At 74.0% G+C, this 20,323-nt stretch carries 19 protein-coding genes; 12 read left to right on the top strand and 7 right to left on the bottom strand.

Going from position 1 to position 20,323, the window contains the following annotated elements; genetic code table 11:
* The first annotated feature begins 32 nt into the window (after positions 1–32).
* Positions 33–686: a TIGR03086 family metal-binding protein gene (locus ACIBIW_RS07335; protein WP_399332866.1), complete on the top strand. Its 654-nt coding sequence runs from the start codon at positions 33–35 to the stop codon at positions 684–686.
* 119 nt (positions 687–805) lie between these two features.
* Positions 806–2,731 (top strand): HAD-IIIC family phosphatase, encoded by a 1,926-nt coding sequence (locus ACIBIW_RS07340; protein WP_399332868.1) that lies wholly within the window; start codon positions 806–808, stop codon positions 2,729–2,731.
* A 102-nt stretch (positions 2,732–2,833) separates the two neighbouring features.
* Here the strand turns inward: ACIBIW_RS07340 and ACIBIW_RS07345 are convergent, their stop codons facing one another.
* The gene (locus ACIBIW_RS07345) at positions 2,834–3,286 is read right to left on the bottom strand and encodes an SRPBCC family protein (RefSeq protein WP_399332870.1); all 453 of its coding nucleotides are present in this window, start codon (positions 3,284–3,286) and stop codon (positions 2,834–2,836) included.
* A 266-nt stretch (positions 3,287–3,552) separates the two neighbouring features.
* On the opposite strand from ACIBIW_RS07345, the gene ACIBIW_RS07350 reads away from it, so the two are divergent.
* The 9 genes from ACIBIW_RS07350 (at position 3,553) to ACIBIW_RS07390 (ending at position 15,274) form a co-directional block, all read left to right on the top strand.
* Positions 3,553–5,337 carry a fatty acyl-AMP ligase gene (locus ACIBIW_RS07350; RefSeq protein ID WP_399332872.1) on the top strand — a complete coding sequence of 595 codons (1,785 nt, stop codon included), beginning with the start codon at positions 3,553–3,555 and terminating at the stop codon, positions 5,335–5,337.
* A 1-nt stretch (position 5,338) separates the two neighbouring features.
* Positions 5,339–7,168: an acyl-CoA dehydrogenase family protein gene (locus ACIBIW_RS07355; protein ID WP_399332874.1), complete on the top strand. Its 1,830-nt coding sequence runs from the start codon at positions 5,339–5,341 to the stop codon at positions 7,166–7,168.
* A complete protein-coding gene (locus ACIBIW_RS07360) occupies positions 7,162–8,940 on the top strand; it encodes an acyl-CoA dehydrogenase family protein (RefSeq protein WP_399332876.1) in 1,779 nt (592 codons plus the stop codon). The genes ACIBIW_RS07355 and ACIBIW_RS07360 overlap by 7 nt, the downstream gene beginning before the upstream one ends.
* A gap of 107 nt (positions 8,941–9,047) precedes the next feature.
* Positions 9,048–9,344, top strand: a complete 297-nt coding sequence (locus ACIBIW_RS07365) for an acyl carrier protein (RefSeq protein WP_399332879.1) — start codon at positions 9,048–9,050, stop codon at positions 9,342–9,344.
* Complete coding sequence (locus ACIBIW_RS07370) at positions 9,341–12,361, top strand: beta-ketoacyl synthase N-terminal-like domain-containing protein (protein ID WP_399332882.1); 3,021 nt, start codon at positions 9,341–9,343, stop codon at positions 12,359–12,361. Before ACIBIW_RS07365 ends, ACIBIW_RS07370 begins: the two co-directional genes overlap by 4 nt.
* Entirely contained in the window at positions 12,358–13,401 is a 1,044-nt protein-coding gene (locus ACIBIW_RS07375; protein ID WP_399332884.1) for a 3-oxoacyl-ACP synthase III family protein, read from the top strand. The genes ACIBIW_RS07370 and ACIBIW_RS07375 overlap by 4 nt, the downstream gene beginning before the upstream one ends.
* A 4-nt stretch (positions 13,402–13,405) precedes the next feature.
* Positions 13,406–13,633, top strand: a complete 228-nt coding sequence (locus tag ACIBIW_RS07380; protein WP_399332886.1) for a phosphopantetheine-binding protein — start codon at positions 13,406–13,408, stop codon at positions 13,631–13,633.
* A gap of 71 nt (positions 13,634–13,704) precedes the next feature.
* On the top strand, positions 13,705–14,526 hold the full coding sequence (locus ACIBIW_RS07385) for a 2-oxo acid dehydrogenase subunit E2 (protein ID WP_399332966.1): 822 nt from the start codon (positions 13,705–13,707) through the stop codon (positions 14,524–14,526).
* Positions 14,438–15,274: a 4'-phosphopantetheinyl transferase family protein gene (locus ACIBIW_RS07390; RefSeq protein WP_399332888.1), complete on the top strand. Its 837-nt coding sequence runs from the start codon at positions 14,438–14,440 to the stop codon at positions 15,272–15,274. Before ACIBIW_RS07385 ends, ACIBIW_RS07390 begins: the two co-directional genes overlap by 89 nt.
* Before the next feature lie 39 nt (positions 15,275–15,313).
* On the opposite strand, the gene ACIBIW_RS07395 is transcribed toward ACIBIW_RS07390, so the two are convergent.
* A complete protein-coding gene (locus ACIBIW_RS07395) occupies positions 15,314–15,760 on the bottom strand; it encodes an anthrone oxygenase family protein (RefSeq protein ID WP_399332890.1) in 447 nt (148 codons plus the stop codon).
* Positions 15,761–15,850: 90 nt separating this feature from the next.
* On the opposite strand from ACIBIW_RS07395, the gene ACIBIW_RS07400 reads away from it, so the two are divergent.
* Complete coding sequence (locus ACIBIW_RS07400) at positions 15,851–16,429, top strand: TetR/AcrR family transcriptional regulator (RefSeq protein ID WP_399332892.1); 579 nt, start codon at positions 15,851–15,853, stop codon at positions 16,427–16,429.
* A gap of 25 nt (positions 16,430–16,454) precedes the next feature.
* Here ACIBIW_RS07400 and ACIBIW_RS07405 read toward each other — a convergent pair whose 3' ends face one another.
* From ACIBIW_RS07405 to ACIBIW_RS07425, 5 genes are all read right to left on the bottom strand, one after another.
* Positions 16,455–17,369: a YihY/virulence factor BrkB family protein gene (locus ACIBIW_RS07405; protein ID WP_399332894.1), complete on the bottom strand. Its 915-nt coding sequence runs from the start codon at positions 17,367–17,369 to the stop codon at positions 16,455–16,457.
* The gene (locus ACIBIW_RS07410; RefSeq protein ID WP_399332896.1) at positions 17,359–17,970 is read right to left on the bottom strand and encodes a hypothetical protein; all 612 of its coding nucleotides are present in this window, start codon (positions 17,968–17,970) and stop codon (positions 17,359–17,361) included. Before ACIBIW_RS07410 ends, ACIBIW_RS07405 begins: the two co-directional genes overlap by 11 nt.
* Entirely contained in the window at positions 17,967–19,205 is a 1,239-nt protein-coding gene (locus ACIBIW_RS07415; protein ID WP_399332898.1) for a DUF6286 domain-containing Asp23/Gls24 family envelope stress response protein, read from the bottom strand. The genes ACIBIW_RS07410 and ACIBIW_RS07415 overlap by 4 nt, the downstream gene beginning before the upstream one ends.
* Positions 19,202–19,387, bottom strand: a complete 186-nt coding sequence (locus ACIBIW_RS07420) for a hypothetical protein (protein WP_399332972.1) — start codon at positions 19,385–19,387, stop codon at positions 19,202–19,204. The genes ACIBIW_RS07415 and ACIBIW_RS07420 overlap by 4 nt, the downstream gene beginning before the upstream one ends.
* 98 nt (positions 19,388–19,485) lie before the next feature.
* The gene (locus ACIBIW_RS07425) at positions 19,486–19,992 is read right to left on the bottom strand and encodes an Asp23/Gls24 family envelope stress response protein (RefSeq protein WP_399332900.1); all 507 of its coding nucleotides are present in this window, start codon (positions 19,990–19,992) and stop codon (positions 19,486–19,488) included.
* Between the last annotated feature and the right edge of the window lie 331 nt (positions 19,993–20,323).

Below are 20,323 nucleotides of genomic sequence, written 5' to 3' on the forward strand. Positions count from 1 at the left end.
ACAAATCGTAAGCGCGGGCAGATCGTAAACGTATGCCTACTAATAAGCATGTGCCCACGACCTGGCAGCCGCCCGCGGAGGCGCGCCTGCCCGCAGGAGTGGACCGTATCCGCACCCTGGACGCGCGCGCCGTCGCCCACAGCGTCGACGTCGCGCGCGGGATCACCCAGGCCGACCTCGGCCGCCCCACCCCCTGCGAGGGGTGGACCCTGGGGGACCTGCTCGCGCACATGACCACCCAGCACCTCGGCTTCGCCGCCGCGGCCGCCGGTGGCGCGCGCGACCTCGCGGACTGGGCCGTGCGCCCGCTCGGGGCCGATCCCGCCGCCGCGTACGAGAGCGCCGCCGCGGCAGTGGTACGCGCGTTCGCGGCGGTGCGCCCCGGCGCGGGCGGCCTCGCGCTGCCCGAGATCGCCCCCGGTGTGCCGTTCCCGCCCGAGCAGGCCATCGGCTTCCACTTCCTCGACTACGTCGTCCACACCTGGGACCTCACCGAGAGCCTGGGGGCGGCCTACCCGGTGGAGCCCGACCTGGTCGACGCGGCGCTGCCTTTGGCCCTCGCCGTCCCCGCGACCCCCGAGACCCGAGGCGAGGGCCGCGCCTTCGCGCCCACCCTGCCCACCACCTCCGCGGCAACCCCCCTCGCCCGCCTTCTGGCCGCGGTGGGACGCGCGGGCGGCGTCTGACGGGCCCCGGAGCGGCACCCCCGCGAGCGGTGTGGGTGTCGCCCCCGTATCGCAAGTCCCCCTTTAGCCCGTCCGGTGACGCTCCCCACCCCGGAGCAGTGACAGGACAGGTGATATCCGTGAACACAGCAGTGACCACCGCCGCCACGGAGCGGGTCGGGGCCCTGGACCGGCTGCGCGCCCTGAACGGTGACGGCCTGCTCGCCGCCGACTACCCCGCGGTGCCCGCGCTCCTCGCCGAGATCAACCAGTCGCCCACCGCGCTCGCCGACCTCGCACGGGCCGGGCGGCTCCTCGCCAGGCTCGATCCCGACCGCATCCGGGAACTGCACCCGGGGGCCGTGCCGATGACCGCGGCCGTCACCGGGCACGGCACCCTCGACGCGCTCACCGCGCCGCTGACCGCCCAACTGGCCAGGCACGGCATCCCCCTTCGCACCCTGCCCGCCGACTACGACTCCTGGGCGCGGGACCTCAGGGACACCACGAGCCCGCTGTACGCCAAGGACACCGACCTCGCGCTGTGCGTCCTCGACGCACAGGTCGTCTTCGACGAACTGCCGCTGCCCTTCGGCGTCGAGGACGTCGTGCGCGTCACCACCGCCAAGCTCGACCTCGTCGACCGGCTCGCGGGGCAGTACATGGAGCACGGCAGCGGCACCCTCGTGCTCAACACCGTCCCGCTGCTGCACACCCACACCCACCGCCTCGTCGACCACCGCTCCCGGGCCGAACTGTCCATCGCCTGGCGGGAGTTCAACACCGGGCTGCTACGGCTCCAGCTCAAGTACCCCCGGGTGCACACCGTCGACACCGAACCGCTGATCGCCGAGGGCGGCCCGGTGCGCGACGCCAGGCTCGCCGCCTACGCCAAGGTGCACCTCGGCGAGGACCTGCTCGCCCGCTACGCCCGCGAGGTCGGCCACCTCGCGCGCTCGGTGCGCGGCCGTACGAAGAAGGTCCTCGTCGTCGACCTCGACAACACCCTCTGGGACGGCATACTCGGCGACGACGGACCCGACGGCATCGCCGCCGCCTCCACCTACCGCGGCGAGGCGTTCCACGCCTTCCAGAAGGCGGTGAAGCAGATCGGCTCCCAGGGCGTGCTGCTCGCGGTGTGCAGCAAGAACGACCGCGACCCCGTGCTCGACGTGCTGCGCGGCCACCCCGACATGGTGCTGCGCGACACCGACTTCGTCCGGGTCAACGCCAACTGGCAGCCCAAGGACGCCAACCTGCGCGACATCGCGGCCAGGCTCAACCTCGGCACCGACAGCTTCGTCTTCGCCGACGACTCGCCCTTCGAGTGCGGCCTCGTCGCGTCGAGTCTGCCCGAGGTCGCCGTCGTACGCCTCGACGAGGAACCCGCCGCGCACATCGAGAAGCTGCTCGCCGACGGCTGGTTCGACACCCGGGAGCTGACCGCGACCGACCGGAACAGGACCGAGCAGTACCGCACCGAGGCCGAACGGCAGGACCTGCTGGACGGCGCCGGGTCCATGGAGGAGTACCTGAGGGAACTCGGCGTACGCGTCGACGTGTCGCCGCCCGCGGCGCACGAGCTGCCCCGCGTCGCCCAACTGACCATGCGCACCAATCAGTTCAACCTCACCACCCAGCGCCTCCAACTGGCCGACGTGCAGTGGCAGATGGCGTCGCCCGACCACATGGTGCTCGCGGTGCGCTCCCGGGACCGCTTCGGCGAGAACGGGCTCGTCGGCGTGCTCTTCGGCCGCCGCGCCGCCGACGGCTGGCACCTGGACAACATGCTGCTGAGCTGCCGGGTGTTCGCCCGCGGCATCGAGCAGGCCGCCGTCGCCTCCGTGCTGGCGCACGTCAAGGCCGCCGGGGAGGGGCCCGTGCACGCCGGATACGCGCCGACCGCCAAGAACGCGAAGGTCAGGGACTTCTGGCCGTCCCTGGGCTTCGCCACCACCAGCCGGTGCGAGGACGGGGTGCTGGGCTTCACCCACGACCTCGCGGAGCTGCCCGAGATCCCCGGCCACCTCACCCTCGACGTGTCCTTCGGCCCCACGTCCGGCTGACCCGCCCCGGCCGCCCCCGGCCACAGCGCCCCCACCCCACCGCGCACACCACCGGACCCCCGGCGCGTCACACCGCCCCGGGGGTCCGGCCGTTCCCCGGTGTCATCTCAGATTGACGGCACCCTCGCCGCTCTCCACCCGCAGCTTCAGGGCCCGGTTCAACTCCTCGAAGCCCTGGAGGGCCTGGCGGACGACGGAGCCGGTGAACGGGACCAGGACGCCCGAGAAGCGCTCGCTCTGCACCACGAAGGTGCCGCCGTCGCGCTCCTCGAAGGTGAAGCCGTGCAGCCCGTCGAAGACACCGGGCACCATGAACCTGCCGAGCCACTGGAGCTGCCGCCCCCGGTCGGCGACCAGCACCTTCGGGGTGAACTCCATCTCCTTGCCGCTCACCGGGAGACGGAAGGCCAGCCGCAGCCTGCTGCCGGGCGCGGCCCGCCCGGTGGCCCGCACCACGAACGGGTTCCACTCGTGGAACCTGGCGAAGTCGGCCACCCGGTCGTACACCTGGCCGGGCGGCGCGTCGATCTGCACGGACGCTGAGATGAGGCGCATCGGGGTTGCTCCTTCCGGGCGTCCCGCGACGGGGCCGCCGCACACGAGCCGTCCCGGGCGGGCTGGAAAGCTTGCCACGGGCCGCACTGCGAACGGCACACCCGGGTGGGACACCCCGAACGCTACCCACCCGCGCCCGATTTGGCCGCACGGCGCACACCCTCACACAAGCGCCCCCTTAGCGCCCCCTCGGACGATCGGTCACGTTCGAACCATCGTCGCTCGGCGGGTACGCCAGCGGATCTCGGAGAGGTCAGGGAACGACGTTGACAAGCTTCCGAACCTTCACGGAACTGGTCCTTTCGCGTACCGGCGCGCTCGCGGACGAGGACGCGTTCATCTTCCTGCCCGACGGCGCGGCAGGCAGCGGGCCCGAGCACCTCACGTACGGCCGCCTCGACCACGAGGCGAGGCGCATCGCCTCCTGGCTCCAGGAGCACGGCGCGGGCGGCCGCCAGGTGCTGCTGCTCTACCCCTCGGGCACCGGCTTCATACGGGCCTTCGCCGGCTGCCTCTACGCCGGTTCCGTCGCCGTCCCCGCGCCGCTGCCCACCGAGCAGGGCCAGCACTTCGCCCGGGTCACCGGCATCCTCAAGGACGCCGAGGCCGCCGCGGTCCTCACCGACGCGGCCAACGCCCCCGAGATCTCCGCGTGGCTGGCCGCCGAGGGCATGACCCATGTGCACTGCCTGGCCACCGACACCGACGGGTTCGGCGACGTCGACGCCTACCGGGTGCCCGACGTGACGCCCGAGGACCTGGCGTTCCTCCAGTACACCTCGGGCTCGACCAGCGACCCCAAGGGCGTCATGGTCTCCCACGCCAACCTCCTCGCCAACGAGAAGGCCATCAAGGCGTCCGTCGGCGCCGACTCCAGCACCCGCTACGGCGGCTGGCTGCCCTTCTACCACGACATGGGCCTCATCGGGCACATCCTCCAGCCGCTCTACCTGGGCAGCTCCGCCGTGCTGATGTCGCCGGTGTCCTTCCTCAAGCGCCCGTACCGCTGGCTGAAGATGATCGGCGACTACGGTGTGACCGTCGGCGGCGGACCCAACTTCGCCTACGACCTCTGCCTGCGCCGGGTCACCGACGAGCAGATGGCGACGCTCGACCTGTCGAGCTGGCAGGCCGCGTGCAACGGCGCCGAGCCGGTGCGCGCCGAGACGGTCCGCGCGTTCACCGAGCGCTTCGCGCCCGCCGGGTTCCGCCCCGAGGCGTTCTTCCCCTGCTACGGCATGGCCGAGACCACCCTGCTGGTCTCCGGCACCCCGCGCGGCACCCGCCCCGTCGTCCTCGGCGTCGACGCGGCAGGGCTCGAACGGGGCGAACTCGCCGACCCCCGCGAGGGCGCCGCCACCCGCACCCTGGTCAGCTCGGGCACCGTGCGCGCCGAGGACTTCGAGGTGCGCGTCGTCGACCCGGGCGAGCAGCGCGAACGGCCCGAGGGCGTCGTCGGCGAGATCTGGGTCAAGGGCGCGAGCGTCGCCTCCGGCTACTGGAAGCGCCCGCTGACCAACAAGGAGATCTTCGACGCCGCCGTCAAGACCGACGAGGGCGAGTCCACCGGCTGGCTGCGCACCGGCGACCTCGGCGTCTTCGAGGACGGCCAGCTCTACGTCACGGGCCGCCTCAAGGAACTGATCATCTTCGCCGGGCGCAACCTCTACCCGCAGGACGTCGAGCGCGCCGTCCAGGCGAGCGACAAGTCCCTCGGCATCGGCTCGGGCGCGGTGTTCGCGGTGGACACCGACCGGGAGCACCTGGTGGTGGTGCAGGAGGTGCGGGCCAGCGCCGTCAGCACCGACCTGCGCACCGTCGCCACCGGCGTCCAGCAGCTCATCGGCAAGGACTTCAACATCCCCGCGGGCAACGTGCTGCTGGTGCGCCCCGGCACCGTCCGCAAGACCACCAGCGGCAAGATCCAGCGCACCGCGATGCGCAAGCTGTTCCTCAGCGGCGACATCACCCCGCTGTACGAGGTGCTCGAACCCGCGGTGCGCGACATGGTCGCCGACGCCTCGGGGCGGCCCCTTGAGCCGGTGGTCTGAGATGGAGCACCCGCCGTACCGCCTCGCCGAGTCCCTTGAGGGCCACCTCGGCGACCCCGACGACCCGCGCAGACCCTTCTCGTACGCGCGCTGCCTCGAACTCGACGAGAAGGAGGAGTTCCCGGCCGAGATCTGCGCCCAGCTCGACTCCTGGGGCGTGCCCGACTACTACGTGCCCGCCGAGCACGGCGGCCGCCTGGAGAACTACGAGCAGATACTCCACCTCGTCCGCACCCTGGCACGCCGCGACCTCACCGTCGCCATCGGGCACGGCAAGACCTACCTGGGCGGGGTGTGCGTATGGGTGTCGGGCACCCCCGAGCAGGCCCGCCGCCTCGGCGGCGACATCCGCGCCGGGCTGCCCGTCTCGCTCGGCCTGACCGAGCGCGCCCACGGCAGCGACCTGCTCGCCGGGGAGGTCAGCGGCGACGCGGGGCCAGCCGGGTGGCGCGTCGACGGGGAGAAGTGGCTCATCAACAACGCCACAAGGGGCACCCTGCTCGCCCTGCTCACCCGCACCGACCCCGACGCGGGCCCGCGCGGCTTCAGCGTGCTCCTCGTCGACAAGCGGGAGCTGGCCGAGGGCACGTACACCCACCTCGACAAGAACCGCACCCACGGCATCCGCGGCGCCGACATCTCCGGCATCTCCTTCGACGGCGCCCTCGTGCCGCGCAGCGCCCTGGTGGGCGCGGTCGGCGGCGGCGTCGAGACCGTGCTGAAGGCGCTCCAGCTCACCCGCACCATGTGCGCCTCGCTGTCGCTGGGCGCCGCCGACCACGCGCTCGCCATCGGCCTCGACTTCGCCGAGGAACGCACCCTGTACGGACGTCAGTTGGCCGACCTGCCGCAGGCGCGGCACGTGCTGGTGACCGCCGCGGCCGACGCGCTCGCGCACGAGGCGCTCGCCCTGGTGGCCTCCCGCCAGGTGCACACCGCCACCGCGGAGCTGAGCGTCACCGCCGCCGTCACCAAGTACCTGCTGCCGAGCGGCACCGAGCGGGTGCTCGCCGACCTCACCAGGCTGCTGGGCGCCCGCGCCTTCCTGAAGGGCGTGTACGCGGGCGGCATGTTCCAGAAGGTCGAGCGCGACCACCGCATCGTGGGCCTCTTCGACGGCAACACCCTGGTCAACCTCAACTCCGTGGTGAACCAGTTCCGTTCACTGGTACGGGCCTACCGGCGCGGGCGCGGCGACCTGGCGGGCGCGAACGCCGCGTACGACCTGGCGGCCCCGCTCGCCCCGCTCGACCCCGCCGGGCTCTCCCTCGTGGCCAGGCAGGGCAGCGGCGTCACCGCGTCGCTGGCCGGCTCCGTGGCCGAGGTGCGCCGCAGGGCCGCGGCCGACCCGGCGCTCGCGGGCCTCGCCGACGCCGCGCAGCGGGCGCTCGCCGCCACCGGACGGGTGCACGACGAGATGGAGCGGCACCAGGACGCCCTGGGCGACGTGCCGCCCGCCGCCTTCGAGACCGCGCGCCGCTACGCGCTCTGCTACGCGGCCGCCGCCTGCCTCGGCCTGTGGACCCGCTCGGTGGACACCGTCCTCGCGGCCGCAGGACCCACCGCGCCGCTGTGGCGCGACGGTGTCTGGGCGCGCACCGCCCTCGACCGGCTCCTCGTACGCCTCGGGGAGCCCGGCACCGGCGACACCGAGGCGTACGGCGCGCTGCTCGAAGGGCTGCGGCGCTCGCGCACCCGCGGCGAGGTCTTCTCGCTGCTGCCGCTGCGCGGGGGAGCCGCGGCCGCCGCCCACCCGCCGCACGCCGAAGAGAGCACAGCAGACGACGCCGGGGACGGCGCACGGAAGGAAGCGGAGAGGACACCATGCTGACCGGTACTGAGGCCAGGGGAACGCCCGCGGGCGCGGGCGGCGGCCCCGCGGCGAACGCCCAGGAGGCCGTGGCCGCCGCCCGCGTCGCGGACATCGAGGACCGCCTCGGCGACCCCACGGACCCGGCGGGCCCGCTGAGCCACGCCCACATCCTGGAGGCCGACGAGGCCGGGGAGCTGTCCGCCGAGGGCGAGCGCATCCTCGACGGACTCGTCCTCAACGCCGACTTCGTGCCCAAGGAGGACGGCGGCCGCCTGGAGCGCGTCGACACCCTGGTGCGCACCATGCGGCAGGTCTTCCGCCGCGACATCGCGCTCGGCCTCGGCTACGGCGTGACGTCGTTCATGGCCGCGGTGAACATCTGGACCGCGGGCAGCGCGCGGCAGCGCCGCAGGCTCGCGGAGATCCTGCTCGACGGCGGCAAGGTCTCCGTCGCCTACCACGAGCTTGCCCACGGCAACGACTTCGTGCGCAACGAGTTCCGCGCCGACCCCCGCGAGGGCGGCGGCTACCTCCTCAGCGGCGCCAAGCAGGTCATCAACAACGCCGACAGGGCCCGCGCCTGGGTGCTGTTCAGCCGCACCTCCGACGCCCCGGGCAGCCGCAGCCACTCCGTCGTCTTCGCCGACCGGGAGACCCTGGACCAGGACAGCTACCGGGTACTACCGCGCTACGACGCGGTCGGGGTGCGCGGCTGCCACCTGTCGGGGCTCGACTTCGCCGGGACTCCCGTGCCCGCGGGCGCGCTCGTCGGCGAGGAGGGCAAGGGCGTCGAACTCGCCCTGAAAGCCTTCCAGATCACCCGCAGCGCGGTCCCCGGCATGGCGCTCGGCGCCACCGACACCAGCCTGCGCACCGTGGTCGGCTTCGCCCTCGGGCGGCAGCTCTACCGCAAGTCCGTCATGGACATCCCGCACGCCAGGTCCACCCTGTCGGGGGCCTTCCTCGACCTGCTCGTCAGCGACTGCCTCTCGCTGACCGCCACCCGCGCGGTGCACCTGCTGCCCGACGAGACCAGCGTGTACGCGGCGGCGGTCAAGTATCTGGTGCCGAAGCTCCTCGTCGAGGCCATGTACGACCTGTCGATCGTGCTCGGTGCCCGCTTCTACACCCGCGAGGGCGAGTACGGCATCTTCCAGAAGCACGTGCGCGACCTGCCGGTGCTCAGCCTCGGCCACGCCGGCTCGGCCGCCTGCCAGGCCACCATCATCCCGCAACTGCCCAGGCTCGCCAGGCGCGCCTGGTTCAGCGGACAGCCCGCGCCCGACGCCCTCTTCGACCCGCGGGGCGCGCTGCCGGGGCTGCCCTTCGGTGAACTGGCCCTCGCCAGCGGCAGGGACGGCCTCAGCGCCTCCCTCGTCGCCGCCGTCGACCAGCTCCCGAGCGGCACGCCCGAGGAGCGCGCGGTGCACGCCCTCGCGCTGCGGATGATGGACGAGCTGCGCCAACTCCAGGAGCACAGCCTGGCGTTGTCCCCCGAGGACCGCACCGCCCTGGCGAGCCCCGCGAGCTTCGCACTGGCCGACCGCTACGCGGTGCTCTTGGCCGCCGCCTCCGCCATCGGGGTGTGGCGGCGGGCCCGCGGCGGCGACGACGCGTTCCTCGCCGACCCGTCCTGGCTCGCCGCCGTGCTGCACCGGCTCGCGGGACGGCTCGGACAGCAGCGGCCCGACCTGCCGGCCGGCTGTGAGGCGCGCGTCCACGAGGAGGTGCTGCGCCGCTACCGCGAACGCCGCTCCTACGACCTGTACGACACCCCGATCGCCGGCTGACCGGGAAGCCGCCCCGGCCGGACGGGCTGTCGAAGACACGACCCAGGACCGCAGTGCCACCGCCGGACCGTAAAGACACCGCCAGAACTCGCCGAGGAGCACACACCATGTCCGCACCCACCCACACCACCGAGTCCCTGACCACCTGGCTGTCCGGCCGTATCGCCCTCTACCTCAAGCGCGAGGCCGCCGAGATCGACCCGACGGTGCCGCTGGCCGAGTACGGGCTCGACTCGGTCGCCGCGCTCTCCCTGTGCGGCGACGTCGAGGAGGAGTTCGACCTGATCCTGGAGCCCACCGCGGCCTGGGACTACCCGACCGTGGAGGCGCTGGCGGGCCACCTGCTCGACGAGTTCGCGGCCACCTCGGCCGAGGCGTCGGCGGCGTCGGGTGCTGCCCGATGACGGAGCCGATCGCCGTGGTCGGCGTCGACTGCCGGTTCCCCGGGGCGCCCGACACGGCCGCCTATTGGGACCTGCTGATGCGCTCGGGCGACGGTGTGGGACCCGTGCCGCCGCTGCGCTGGAGGGCGGCGGACTTCCACGCCCCCGAGGGCGGGGCGGGGCGTGCCAACACCGCCGAGGGCGGGTTCATCGACGACCCCGACGCCTTCGACCACGAGTTCTTCACGGTCTCGCCGCGCGAGGCCGCCGCGATGGACCCCCAGCAGCGGCTGCTGCTCCAGTCCGCGTGGCGGTCCGTCGAGGACGCCGGGATCTCCCCAGGACGCCTCGCGGGCTCCGACACCGGCGTCTTCGTCGGCATCATGGGCAACGAGTGGGCCCAACTCCACCTCACCGACTACGAGAACGTCACCGCGCAGCTCGGCTCGGGCAACGGCTACTGCATGGCCGCCAACCGGATCTCGTACCACCTCGACCTCAAGGGCCCGAGCCTCGCCGTCGACACGGCCTGCTCCTCGTCCCTGGTCGCGGCCCACCTCGCGGTGAACTCCCTGCTCGCGGGGGAGTGTTCGACGGCCGTCGTGGGCGGGGTCAACGTCGCCCTCACCCCGGCGCTCGCCATCTTCTACACCCAGGCGGGGCTCTCGGCGCCCGACGGCCGCTGCAAGCCGTTCAGCGGCCTCGCCAACGGCATCGGCCGCGGCGAGGGCGTCGGCACCGTGGTGCTGCGCCGGCTCTCCGACGCGGTCGCGGACGGGCAGCGGGTGTACGCGGTGATCCGCGGCACCGCCGTCAACCAGGACGGCCGCAGCAACGGCCTGACGGCGCCCAACCGCTGGGCCCAGCAGGACGTGCTCGCCGCCGCCTACCGCAGGGCCGGGGTGGAGCCCGCCGACATCGCCTTCACCGAGGGCCACGGCACCGGCACCGCGCTCGGCGACATGATGGAGGTCAAGGCGCTCGGCCACCACCACGCGGGGCGCGCGAAGCCCATGGCGCTCGGCTCCGTGAAGGGCAACCTCGGGCACACCGAGGGCGCCGCGGGCATCGCGGGCCTCATCAAGGTGGTGCTCGCACTGCACCACGGCACCGTCCCCGCCAGCCGCTACGCCACCAAGGAGAACCGCGGGCTCAAGCTGCGCGAACGGGGCCTTCGGCTCCTCAAGGCGCCCATGAAGCTGCCCGCGGGAACCACCGTGGCCGGGCTCTCCAGCTTCGGCATGGGCGGCACCAACGCCCACGCCGTGCTCCAGAGCGCGCCGCCCGCGGCCGCGCGCCCACGGGCGGACGACACGGTGGCGGCGGGCGCGGGCGCGGCCCTGTTCACCCTGACCGCGCCCACCGCGGAGGCGCTGCGCCGCAACCTGTCCGCGCAGGCCGACGCGGTCGCGGCGCGCCGCGCCCCGGTCGGCGGCCTCGGCTGGAGCGCCGCACGCGCCAAGCAGGGCCACCGGCACAGGTTCGCGGTGACGGCCGCCGACACGGGCGCCCTGGCCGGGGCGCTGCGGGAGGCCGCCGAGCGGCCCGACGTGTTCGCCCGGCTCGCCGCGGCCCCGTCCGGCAGCCCGCGCACCGCGTTCCTGTTCACCGGGCAGGGCTCCCAGTACCCGTATATGACAAGGGAGTTGTACGGGGACTCGGCGCTCTACCGGCACCACCTCGACGCGGCGGACGCGGCGCTCGCGCCGCACACCGGACGCTCCATCCGCGACCTGGTACTCGGCGGCGACGAGGCGCTGCACCGCACCGCCTGCACCCAGCCCGCCCTGTTCGCGGTCGGCTACGCGCTCGCCGCCACCCTGTCGGACCTGGGCGTACGCCCGCACTTCCTGCTGGGGCACAGCGTCGGCGAGTACGCCGCCGCGGTCCTCGCGGGGGTGTTCCCGCTGGAGGCGGGCGCCCGGCTGATCGCCGCGCGCGGCGCGCTGATGCAGGAACTGCCCGCGGGCGGCGGCATGGTGGCGGTCAGGGCGGCCGAGCACGAGGTCGCCGAACTGGTCGCGGCCGAGCCGCTGGTGTCGGTCGCCGCCGTCAACGGCCCCCGGGCCGTGGTGCTCTCCGGCGACCTGGCGGCGCTCGGCCGCATCGGGGACGCGCTCGGCGCCGACGGCGTCAAGACGACCCCGCTCACCGTCTCGCACGCCTTCCACTCGCCCCTGATGGAACCCGTGACCGAGCGCTTCGCGGCGGTCGCGGACGAGGTCGGCGGCGGGGTGCCCGAGGTGCCCGTCTACTCCACGGTGTATGGGCGGCAGTTGGCGGGCGAGGCGATGGACGCCGGGTACTGGGTGCGCCATGTCGGCGCCACCGTGCGGTTCGCGGACGCCGCCGCCGAACTCCTCGGCGAGGGCCCCACGCACCTGGTGGAGATCGGCCCCAAGGCCGTCCTCACCTCGCTCGCCAAGCGGCTCCCGGCGGCGCAGGACACCCCGCGCCCCACGACCGTACTGCCGGTCAGGGGCGCGGAGTCGGGCGGCGCCGACCTCGCCGAGGCGGTGGCCGCGCTCTACCGGGCTGGCCTCGACCCGGAGTGGGAGGCGTTCTACGCCGCCGCCGACCGCGGCCCGCAGCCGCTCGCTCCGTACGCCTTCTCGACCGAGCACCGCTTCTGGGCGCTGAACCCGGTCACCGCCCCGGACACGACGGCGCCGCCCGCCCAGGGGACTGAGTCCGGTCCCGCCGGGGCGGCGCCCGAGGAGGAGCGGGACGGCTCCGTCACCGTGCTCGCGCCCACCTGGGGGGCACCAGGGCCCGTGGCGGGGGCCGTGCTGGGCGCGGTGGGCCAGGTCGGCGGCTATCCGCCCGCCCAGCTCACCCCGCACCTCAGGCTCTACGAGGACCTGGGATTCGACTCCGTGATGGTCATGGAGCTGAAGAACCGGCTGGAGGAACGGCTGCCCGCCGTCGCGGAGATGACGGTGCAGGACCTGCTGCCCCGGCTCTCCTCGATCGGCGAACTCGTCACCTTCCTCGGCGAGCACGCGGCAACCGACACACGTGAGGAGAAGAGCGCATGAGCGAGCAGACCGGCGGCGCCGCGGACGGCACCGCGTACCTCGCCGCCATCGGCACCGCCCTGCCGGGCGAGGCCGTCACCAACGCGGTCCTGGCGAAGACCCTCGGCGTCAACGAGGAGTGGATCGAGGTGTTCATCGGCACCAGGACCCGGCACTTCGCCCGGGACCTGAACACCGGCGAGATCCGCCACTCGCTCGCCGACCTGTGCGCCCAGGCCGCTGAACGCGCCCTCGCCGAGCCCGGCGTGGACGCCTCCGAGGTCGACTTCGTCGTGATGGGCACCGCCACGCCCGACACCCTGATGCCGGCTACCGTCAACCACGTGGCCGACGCCCTCGGGCTCGACCAGGTGCCCACCTTCCAGCTCCAGTCCGGCTGCGCGGGGGCCGTGCAGGCGCTCGCCACCGCCCGCTCCATGATCGCGAGCGGCGAGTACCGCACCGGGCTCGTCATCGGCGGCGACGTGTGCAGCAAGCACCTCGACGTCAAACGCGACCTGAAGGACGCCGCGCCCAGCGACCTCGTCAACTTCGTGCTCTTCGGGGACGGCGCGGGCGCCGCCGTCGTCACCGACAGGCCCGTCGGCCGCCGCGTCGCGCTGCGCCGGGTGCTCAACCGCTTCACGGGCCTGGGCAGCAAGCCGGGACAGGTCATCGAGTGGTTCGGGCTCGCCGACCGGTACGACGACCGGCAGGCGCTGCGCGAGGACTACAAGGCGATCGAGGAGCGGGTGCCCGTCATGGCCACCGAGATCCTGTGGGAGCTGCTCGGCGAACTCGACTGGGACGCCGACGACCTGACGTATCTGCTGCCCCCGCAGCTCTCAGGACGCATGACGAAGAAGATCACCGAGGAGTTGGACGTCCCCGGCGCCACGGAGATCTCCTGCGTCGCGGACACCGGCAACAACGGGAACGCGCTGCCGTTCCTCCAGATCGAGAAGCTCTTCGAGAAGATGGCCACGGGCGAGAAGGCGCTGGCGGTGGCCGTGGAGTCCAGCAAGTGGATCAAGGCGGGCTTTGCCCTGGAGAAGGTGTGACCCGATGAACAGCCTGGAAGACTTCACCCGTATCGTCCGCGACGAACTCGGCATGCCGTTCACCGACGACCAGATCGGCAAGGACTTCGACGAACTCCCCGAGTGGGACTCGCTCTACCTGCTGAAGCTGGTCACCGCCCTGGAGGCGGCCACCGGGCGCCCCGCGCCCGTCGGCAGGGTCCTTGAGGCCCGCAGCCTGCGGGAGATCTACGACCTGGCGGTGGCCGTGTGAGCACCGTCCACACGGTACGCGCCCGCCGCCACACCCTGTTCTTCCTGGAGTGGGCCGAGCAGCAGCGCCCCGTGCACCTGGACACCGAGATCGACATGACCCGGATCGTGCGGCACCGCGCCGCCGCGCGCGAGCGCGGTGCCCGCTACTCGGTGGTCAGCTACCTGCTGCACGCCACCGGCCGGGTGCTCGCCCGCCACCCCGCGGCCAACGCGGTGATGGCGGGCCGCAGCGGGCGGTGGCGGGCGCCCCGTGTCGTCACCTTCGGCTCCGTCACCGCCAAACTGGCCCTCGACCGGCCGGTGGACGGCGAGCGCACCGTGCTCTCCGCGCTGCTGCCGGGACTTGAGACCGCGAGCCTCGACGCCGTACAGGAGCGGGTCGACCGCTACCGCGGCCGGGACGCCGCGGAACTGCCCGAGTTCGCGGGCGTACGGAAACTGGGCCGGGTGCCGAACCCGCTGGGCCGCGTCGCGTTCGCCGCGGTGCTGCGCGACGCGCGCAGACGGCCGGGCGTCTTCGGCACCGTGTCCGTCAGCTCGCTCGGCCACCGCGCCGTCGACGGGTTCCACTCCGCGGGCGGCACCGCCGTCACCCTCTGCGCGGGCCGTGTCACCGACCGGCCCGTCGTACGGGACGGCCGTATCGAGGTGGCCCCCGTGCTGCGGCTCGGCCTCACCTTCGACCACCGGGTGATCGACGGCGCCACCGCCGCCGACGTCCTGGGCGACCTCAAACACACCATGGAGGACTTCGATGCCGGGGCCGGGGAAGGAACGCGCGAACCGGACCTTCGGGGAGCCGGTGGAGATCTCGGGACCCTCGGGCGACTGGAGCAGGGTCCGCGCCGACCTGGAGGAGCACGCGACCGCGGTGCTCTACGCGCGCCTTGAGGACTGGCGCCCCGACCGCGCGGGCGGCCCCCGGCTGCGCGCGCTCCTCGGCCGGGACTGGGACCGCTACCTCGGCCTCACGCACCCGGAGGTGCGGCTGCGGTTCGCCTCGTCCCGGGCGCTGCTGAAGTGCGCCGCCGCGGTCGCGCTGCGGGTGCCGCCGCAGACGGTGGAGCTGGGGTACGGGCCGACCGGGCGGCCGTATCTGCGCGGCTACGACGGCGTGCAGATCAGCCTCAGCCACACCGACGACCTGCTGCTCGTGGGGCTCGCCACCGGCGGCGTCATCGGCGTGGACGCGGAACTGTCCGACCGCTCCATGTACGGGCCTGGGCTCGGCCGCCATCTGTGCACCCCGCACGAGGTGGAGCTGATCGAGGACATGCCCAGGGACGACCGCGACCCGGCGCTCGTGCGGCTGTGGACCCTGAAGGAGGCGTACAGCAAGGCCATCGGCCTCGGCATGCAGTTCCGCTTCACCGACTTCGGCTTCGACCCCGGGAACGTCCCGCGCGGGCTGCGCCGCCCGGACGGCAGCCGGGGCAGCGGAGACGAGTGGGCCTTTCGCACGTACTCCCTGGCCGAGCGGTACACGGTCAGCGTGGCGGTGGGCGAGGCGGGCTTCGGCGGCACCGTGGACACGGCCGCCGAGACCACCCTCGACATGACCATCGTGGAGGCCCTCACGGAGGCGCTGGGCACGGACGAGGACGACGACCCGTTCGAGTCGGAGGAGTGGTGGAAGTGAGCACCGGCCCGGCGGTGGCAGGGGCGGCGGGCCCGCGGGTCAGACCAGGGCGGTGACCAGCAGGGTGAAGGCCGCGATGATGACGGCGACGCGGACGTGGTGGAGGCGGTCCCAGCGGTTCATCTGCTCCTTCCAGTCGGCGGGCCGGTTCTCCGGGGTCCAGGTCTTGCCCCGGTTGTTGATCGGGACGAGCAGCAGGACGGACATGAGCACGCTCAGGAGGAGCAGCCCCCCTGCGGTGACGACGAGCGCCGTGCCGTGGTGGTGGCGTCCCGCGAAGGACCAGACCGCGACGAGGGCGAGGGAGGCGAGGTACCAGACCGGCATCACGGCGCCGAGCATCCGGCCCCCGTGGGCGCGGCCGAGCTGGCCGCTGTCGCCGGGGAGTGCGTCGAGGATCGGGTTGAGGACGAAGGCGACGGCGAACTCGACCCCCACCATCACGCCGACCACCACGGTGGTGACGACCTCAAGTGCGCTGAGCATGACGCCCCTCCATGAATCTAGTGCTGCTAGCTGATGAGTCAATGCTAGCCCTGCTGCCGCTTGCTTGTCTAGCGGTGCTAGGATCGGGGCATGTCGGTACAGGACCGCAAGCAGCGCGAACGGGCGGAGCGCGAGCGCCTCATCGTGGCGACAGCCCGTGAACTCGCCGAGCAGCAGGGCTGGGACGCGGTCACCACCCGTCGGCTCGCCGAGCGCATCGAGTACAGCCAGCCCGTCCTCTACAGCCACTTCCGCGGCAAACGGGAGATCATCGGCGCCGTCGCCCTCGAAGGCGCCGCCGAACTGGCGGCCGCGGTACGCGCCGCGGCCTCGGGCGCGCGCACCCCGCGCGGGCGGGTCGCCGCCCTCGCCCGCGCCTACCTCGCCTTCGCCGAGGCCAACCCGGCCGTCTACGACGCCGTGTTCCAGCTCGACACCGGCCTTCCGTTCGCCCACGAGGACACCCCCGGGCCGCTGAAGGACGCCTTCGCCGCCCTCCAGGAGAGCCTGGGCGAGGTCGCGGGGGACGGCGTCGACCCCGGGCTGTTCACCGAGACGTTCTGGGCGTCCCTGCACGGCCTGGCCACCCTGACCCGCGCGGGCCGCCTGCCGCCGCGGGACACCGGGCGCAGGGTGGAGCTGCTGGTGAACCGGCTCGCGGTGCTCTGAACCGCCCGTCCTGCGGGCGTACGGGCTACGGCCCGTCGGCCGTGTCGCGGGCCCTGCCGAGTTCCGCCGTGAACTGGGCGCCCGCGAGGAGGGCGAGGTTGGAGAGCCAGAGCCAGATCAGGAAGACCACCACCCCCGCCAGCGAGCCGTACAGCCTGCTGTAAGTGCTCAGCGAGGAGGTGTACTGGGCGAAGGCGGCGGAGACCGTGAACCACAGGGCCGCGGCCAGCACGCCCCCCGGCAGGCTGTGGCTCCTGCGGCGCGCCCCCACGGGCCCGGTGTGGAACACCACCACCACGAGCGACGCCACCAGGCACAGCAGCAGCGGCCAGCGCAGTACGTTCCACGCCCACTCGGCGGTCGAGTCGAGCCCGATCAGCCGGCCGGCCGCGTCCGCCACCGGGCCCGTCAGCAGCAGCACGAGGGCGCTGACGAAGAGCAGGCCGAGCAGGGTCAGCGCGGTCAGCAGGATGCGGTGCGCCCTGCGCCAGGTCGAGCGCGGGTCGTGCACCCGGTGCATACGGTGCAGCGCGCGGCGGCACACCGCCAGATAGCTGGAGGCGGACCACAGGGCGCTTGCCAGCCCGCCGGTCAGCAGCGTCCAGGCCGCCGAGTGGTCCCGCAGCGTCCTCGTCAGCACGCTGTGCAGGGAGCCGCTCGACTGCGCGGGCGCCCACTCGGTGACATGCGCGATGAAGTCCTGCGCGGTCCCCGGGCTGAACAGCGCGCACGCGATCACGGTGACGAGCATCGCGGGCAGCAGCGCGAGTATCGCGTAGTAGGTGAGGGCGGCGGCGTAGTCGGAGACATCGTCGCGCCACATCGACACCGGGGTCCTGCGCAGCGCGGGCCACCACGCGGCGGGCGGCCGGACGGCCCGCCACACCGGCCGGGCGCGCGCCGCGGCGGCGTCCGCCGCCGACCGTGCCTCACCGGACATGGGTGGCCCGGTGCCGCTGGGCGGTGATCCGGGCACTGGCCCGTACGGTGCAGGGGGCGGCGGCGGTCTCGGCCTCGGCGACGAGGCGCCGCAGGGCGGGCAGCACGGTGTCAGGGGTCACGTAAGGGTCGAGGCGCAGCACCAGGTCGACCCGGAGCGAGCCGCCGCGCCGGGCCCGTACCCGGCACCGGCAGCGGTCCACCCCGGGCACGGCACCCGCCCGCAGCGCGAGCGCGTCGGCGACGGCGTCGGTGCGCACGCTGCCCGACGGCGCCATGAGCGGGGCCGACGCCCGCCCGCCGCCGCCGAGTTGGCCCGCGCACCAGACGGCGAACAGCAGCGTGAGCGCGGCGGCGGCGCCGAGCGCCGTGGGCAGCCACCAGTCGTGCGCGCGCAACTCGCCGAGGGCCCCGCGGTCGAGCAGCGTGGCGTGCCGCGGGGGGCCCGGCCAGCCGTCCGGCAGCCGGGCGCCGGGGACGGCGCCCGTGAGGGCGAGCCAGCCGCCGCCGAGCAGCAGCACCGCCCCGGCGACCGCGAGCGCGAGCCGGTTGAACACCGCGAGCGCCGAACGCCGGCCGCGCGCCGGTGAGGTGGACGTCATGGCCGCGGCTCCGTGGGGGTGGTGCTGCCGCCGGGGGCGGGGGGTTCGCCGCCGGGGGGTTCGGGGGGCTGGTGGGCTTCGGGCAGGTGGGCTTCGGCGGGTTCCGGGGCCGTGGGGGCGGCGGGAGTCGCGGGAGCTTCGGCGGGCCCGGGTGTCGCGGGGGCGGCGGCCTCGGGGGCGGCGGGGGCGGCGGGGGCTTCGTGGGCTCCGGTGGGCTCGGGGGCTTCGGGAGTCGCGGGGGCCTCGGCGGGGCCGCTTCGGCGTGGTTCCGAGGTGTTGATGGCCTGGCGTACCCGCAGCCTCAGCCGGGGGGTGCGGCGCAGGCCGCAGGCGGCGAGGGTGTCGTGGGCCGTCGCGGCCGCCGCGGCCCGTCTGGCCGCGGTGTCGCCGAACAGCACCCCCACGCGCACGGCCGCGCGGCGCCGCCCGATCCGTACCGCCACCGCGCCGACCCCGGGCCCCTGCGCCACGGCGTCCCGTACCAGCAGGGCCACCGCGGTCCTGTCGACGGACGCCGAGAGCCGGGCGTCGCCCGTGACCACCGGCAGCAGCGAGCGGTGGCCGGGCGTGACCGCCAGCACGATCAGCAGCAGGCCGAGGACCGTGCAGCCGATCCCGGCGCCGATCGCCACCGGGCTCTCCGGGCCGTGCCGGGACAGCCAGTCCACCAGGTCGGCGCGCCACACCGAGGGGCCGCGCCCCGCGGCGTGCACCAGCGCCATGTCGAGGGCGAGGGCGCCGAACGCCACCGCGGTCGCCAGCGTCAGCAGCGCCATCGGCACCCGGCGCGGCGCCCACCAGCGGCGGGGCGTGCGTACCGCACCGCCCCCCTCGACACCCGCAGCGCCAGTCCCGGCCCCGTCCCCGGCGGGCTCCGCCGCCCCCGCCGGGCTGAGGGCGGTGACCCGGACGCTGGGGGCGGCCAGCGGCAGCCCGGCCAACTGGTGGGTGCGCTCGGCGACATGGCGCTGCACCTCGCGCACCGTCCCGGACAGCGGCGCCGGATAGGGCAGCGTCACATCGAGCGCGACCTCGGCCCGGCCGCCGCGTACCCGAGCGGCGCCGCGCACAGGGCCCGCCCCCGGCTCGGGCAGCGCCTCGGCCGCGGCGCGCGTCACGATCCGCCGCACCGCGCGGTCCGCGACCCGCGTGGTGCCCCGCTGGGCGGGCGGCGCTGCGGCGCGCCCCCCGGCGCCCGGGTCGGCGCGCCCGGGGCCGGGCCCGGTGGCGGTCATCGGCGGTTCCGGTCGAACGCGTCCCGCAGATCGCCGAAGCGGCCGCCGTCGCCGAGCCAGCGGCCCACCAGCCAGCCGAGCGCCCCGAGGGCGGCGACCAGCAGAAACGCCCCGAACCCCCCGAAGTACGCGGCGAACGCGAGCGCCATGCCCGCGACCATCCCCACGAACGACTTGTCCACGCTGCCCACCTTGTCCCGTCTCTCCTGGTCTCCCCTGCCCTACGCGGCCCACCGGGGGCACGCCTTCGGCCATGCGCCCCGGGCGTGCGCCGGGCGGGTCACTCCACCCGGGAGTCCACGCCCTCGGGCTCGGTGTCGTCGTCGGGCAGGTGGACGTCGTTGATGGTGACGTTCACCTCGACGACCTCAAGGCCCGCCATCCGCTCCACGGCCGCGATGACGTTCTCGCGCACGTCGCGCGCGACGTCCATGACGGCCACGCCGTACTCCACGACCAGGTCGATGTCGATCGCGGTCTGGCGCTGCCCGACCTCGACCTTCACACCGCGCCCGACGTTGGAGCGGCCGCCCGGCACCCGGTCGCGCACGGCGCCGATGGTGCGGGAGAGGCCGCTGCCCATGTCGTACACGCCCGGGATCTCCCGCGCGGCGGTGCCGGCCATCTTCACGATGACGACATCGGCGATCGAGGTGCGCCCGCGGGTGGCGGCGGGCTCGTCCGAGCCCTTGGCGCCGTCGGCGAGCGAGGTGGTCGCGGTCTTCGGGTCCCGCGCGCCGCGGGGGATGCCGGCGGCCTCGGTGCCCGGTGAGGTCTGCGTGGTCATGAGCACGTCCTCTCTGTCCTGTCGTCGTCCTGCCGGTGCCCCGCGAACCTCCGGTGCGGGGCCCCACGGTGGTGGGAACCGCCCGGGCGCGCCCTGTGACGCGGCAATCCCGGAAAACCCCGGAATTTTCTTCCGGACCCGCGGGCCGCCCCGACGCTCGCGTCACATCCTGGCGGCACGGGTGTCCTAGGACCTGTCCGGTAATTCGCGACCCCGGCGAGAATTACCGGACAGGGCCTAGGTGTATTGATCATGAGCGTTGTTAACGCTGGCGGGGCTTGATCATGGCGAAGACCTCCGGTGTGGTGGAGGTGTCGAGTCTTCACCGCAC

Source organism: Streptomyces sp. NPDC050560, from assembly GCF_044457285.1.
In the GTDB taxonomy this organism is placed as follows: Bacteria; Actinomycetota; Actinomycetes; order Streptomycetales; family Streptomycetaceae; genus Streptomyces.

What these genes read in the sequence shown, in the direction of transcription:
- ACIBIW_RS07365 (WP_399332879.1), top strand. Translation starts at nt 9,048, where the DNA reads ATGTCCGCACCCACCCACACCACCGAGTCCCTGACCACCTGGCTGTCC.
- ACIBIW_RS07345 (WP_399332870.1), bottom strand. Translation starts at nt 3,286, where the DNA reads ATGCGCCTCATCTCAGCGTCCGTGCAGATCGACGCGCCGCCCGGCCAG.
- ACIBIW_RS07360 (WP_399332876.1), top strand. Translation starts at nt 7,162, where the DNA reads ATGCTGACCGGTACTGAGGCCAGGGGAACGCCCGCGGGCGCGGGCGGC.
- ACIBIW_RS07355 (WP_399332874.1), top strand. Translation starts at nt 5,339, where the DNA reads ATGGAGCACCCGCCGTACCGCCTCGCCGAGTCCCTTGAGGGCCACCTC.
- ACIBIW_RS07405 (WP_399332894.1), bottom strand. Translation starts at nt 17,369, where the DNA reads ATGTCCGGTGAGGCACGGTCGGCGGCGGACGCCGCCGCGGCGCGCGCC.
- ACIBIW_RS07400 (WP_399332892.1), top strand. Translation starts at nt 15,851, where the DNA reads ATGTCGGTACAGGACCGCAAGCAGCGCGAACGGGCGGAGCGCGAGCGC.
- ACIBIW_RS07375 (WP_399332884.1), top strand. Translation starts at nt 12,358, where the DNA reads ATGAGCGAGCAGACCGGCGGCGCCGCGGACGGCACCGCGTACCTCGCC.
- ACIBIW_RS07370 (WP_399332882.1), top strand. Translation starts at nt 9,341, where the DNA reads ATGACGGAGCCGATCGCCGTGGTCGGCGTCGACTGCCGGTTCCCCGGG.
- ACIBIW_RS07425 (WP_399332900.1), bottom strand. Translation starts at nt 19,992, where the DNA reads ATGACCACGCAGACCTCACCGGGCACCGAGGCCGCCGGCATCCCCCGC.
- ACIBIW_RS07395 (WP_399332890.1), bottom strand. Translation starts at nt 15,760, where the DNA reads ATGCTCAGCGCACTTGAGGTCGTCACCACCGTGGTGGTCGGCGTGATG.
- ACIBIW_RS07415 (WP_399332898.1), bottom strand. Translation starts at nt 19,205, where the DNA reads ATGACCGCCACCGGGCCCGGCCCCGGGCGCGCCGACCCGGGCGCCGGG.
- ACIBIW_RS07380 (WP_399332886.1), top strand. Translation starts at nt 13,406, where the DNA reads ATGAACAGCCTGGAAGACTTCACCCGTATCGTCCGCGACGAACTCGGC.
- ACIBIW_RS07335 (WP_399332866.1), top strand. Translation starts at nt 33, where the DNA reads ATGCCTACTAATAAGCATGTGCCCACGACCTGGCAGCCGCCCGCGGAG.
- ACIBIW_RS07410 (WP_399332896.1), bottom strand. Translation starts at nt 17,970, where the DNA reads ATGACGTCCACCTCACCGGCGCGCGGCCGGCGTTCGGCGCTCGCGGTG.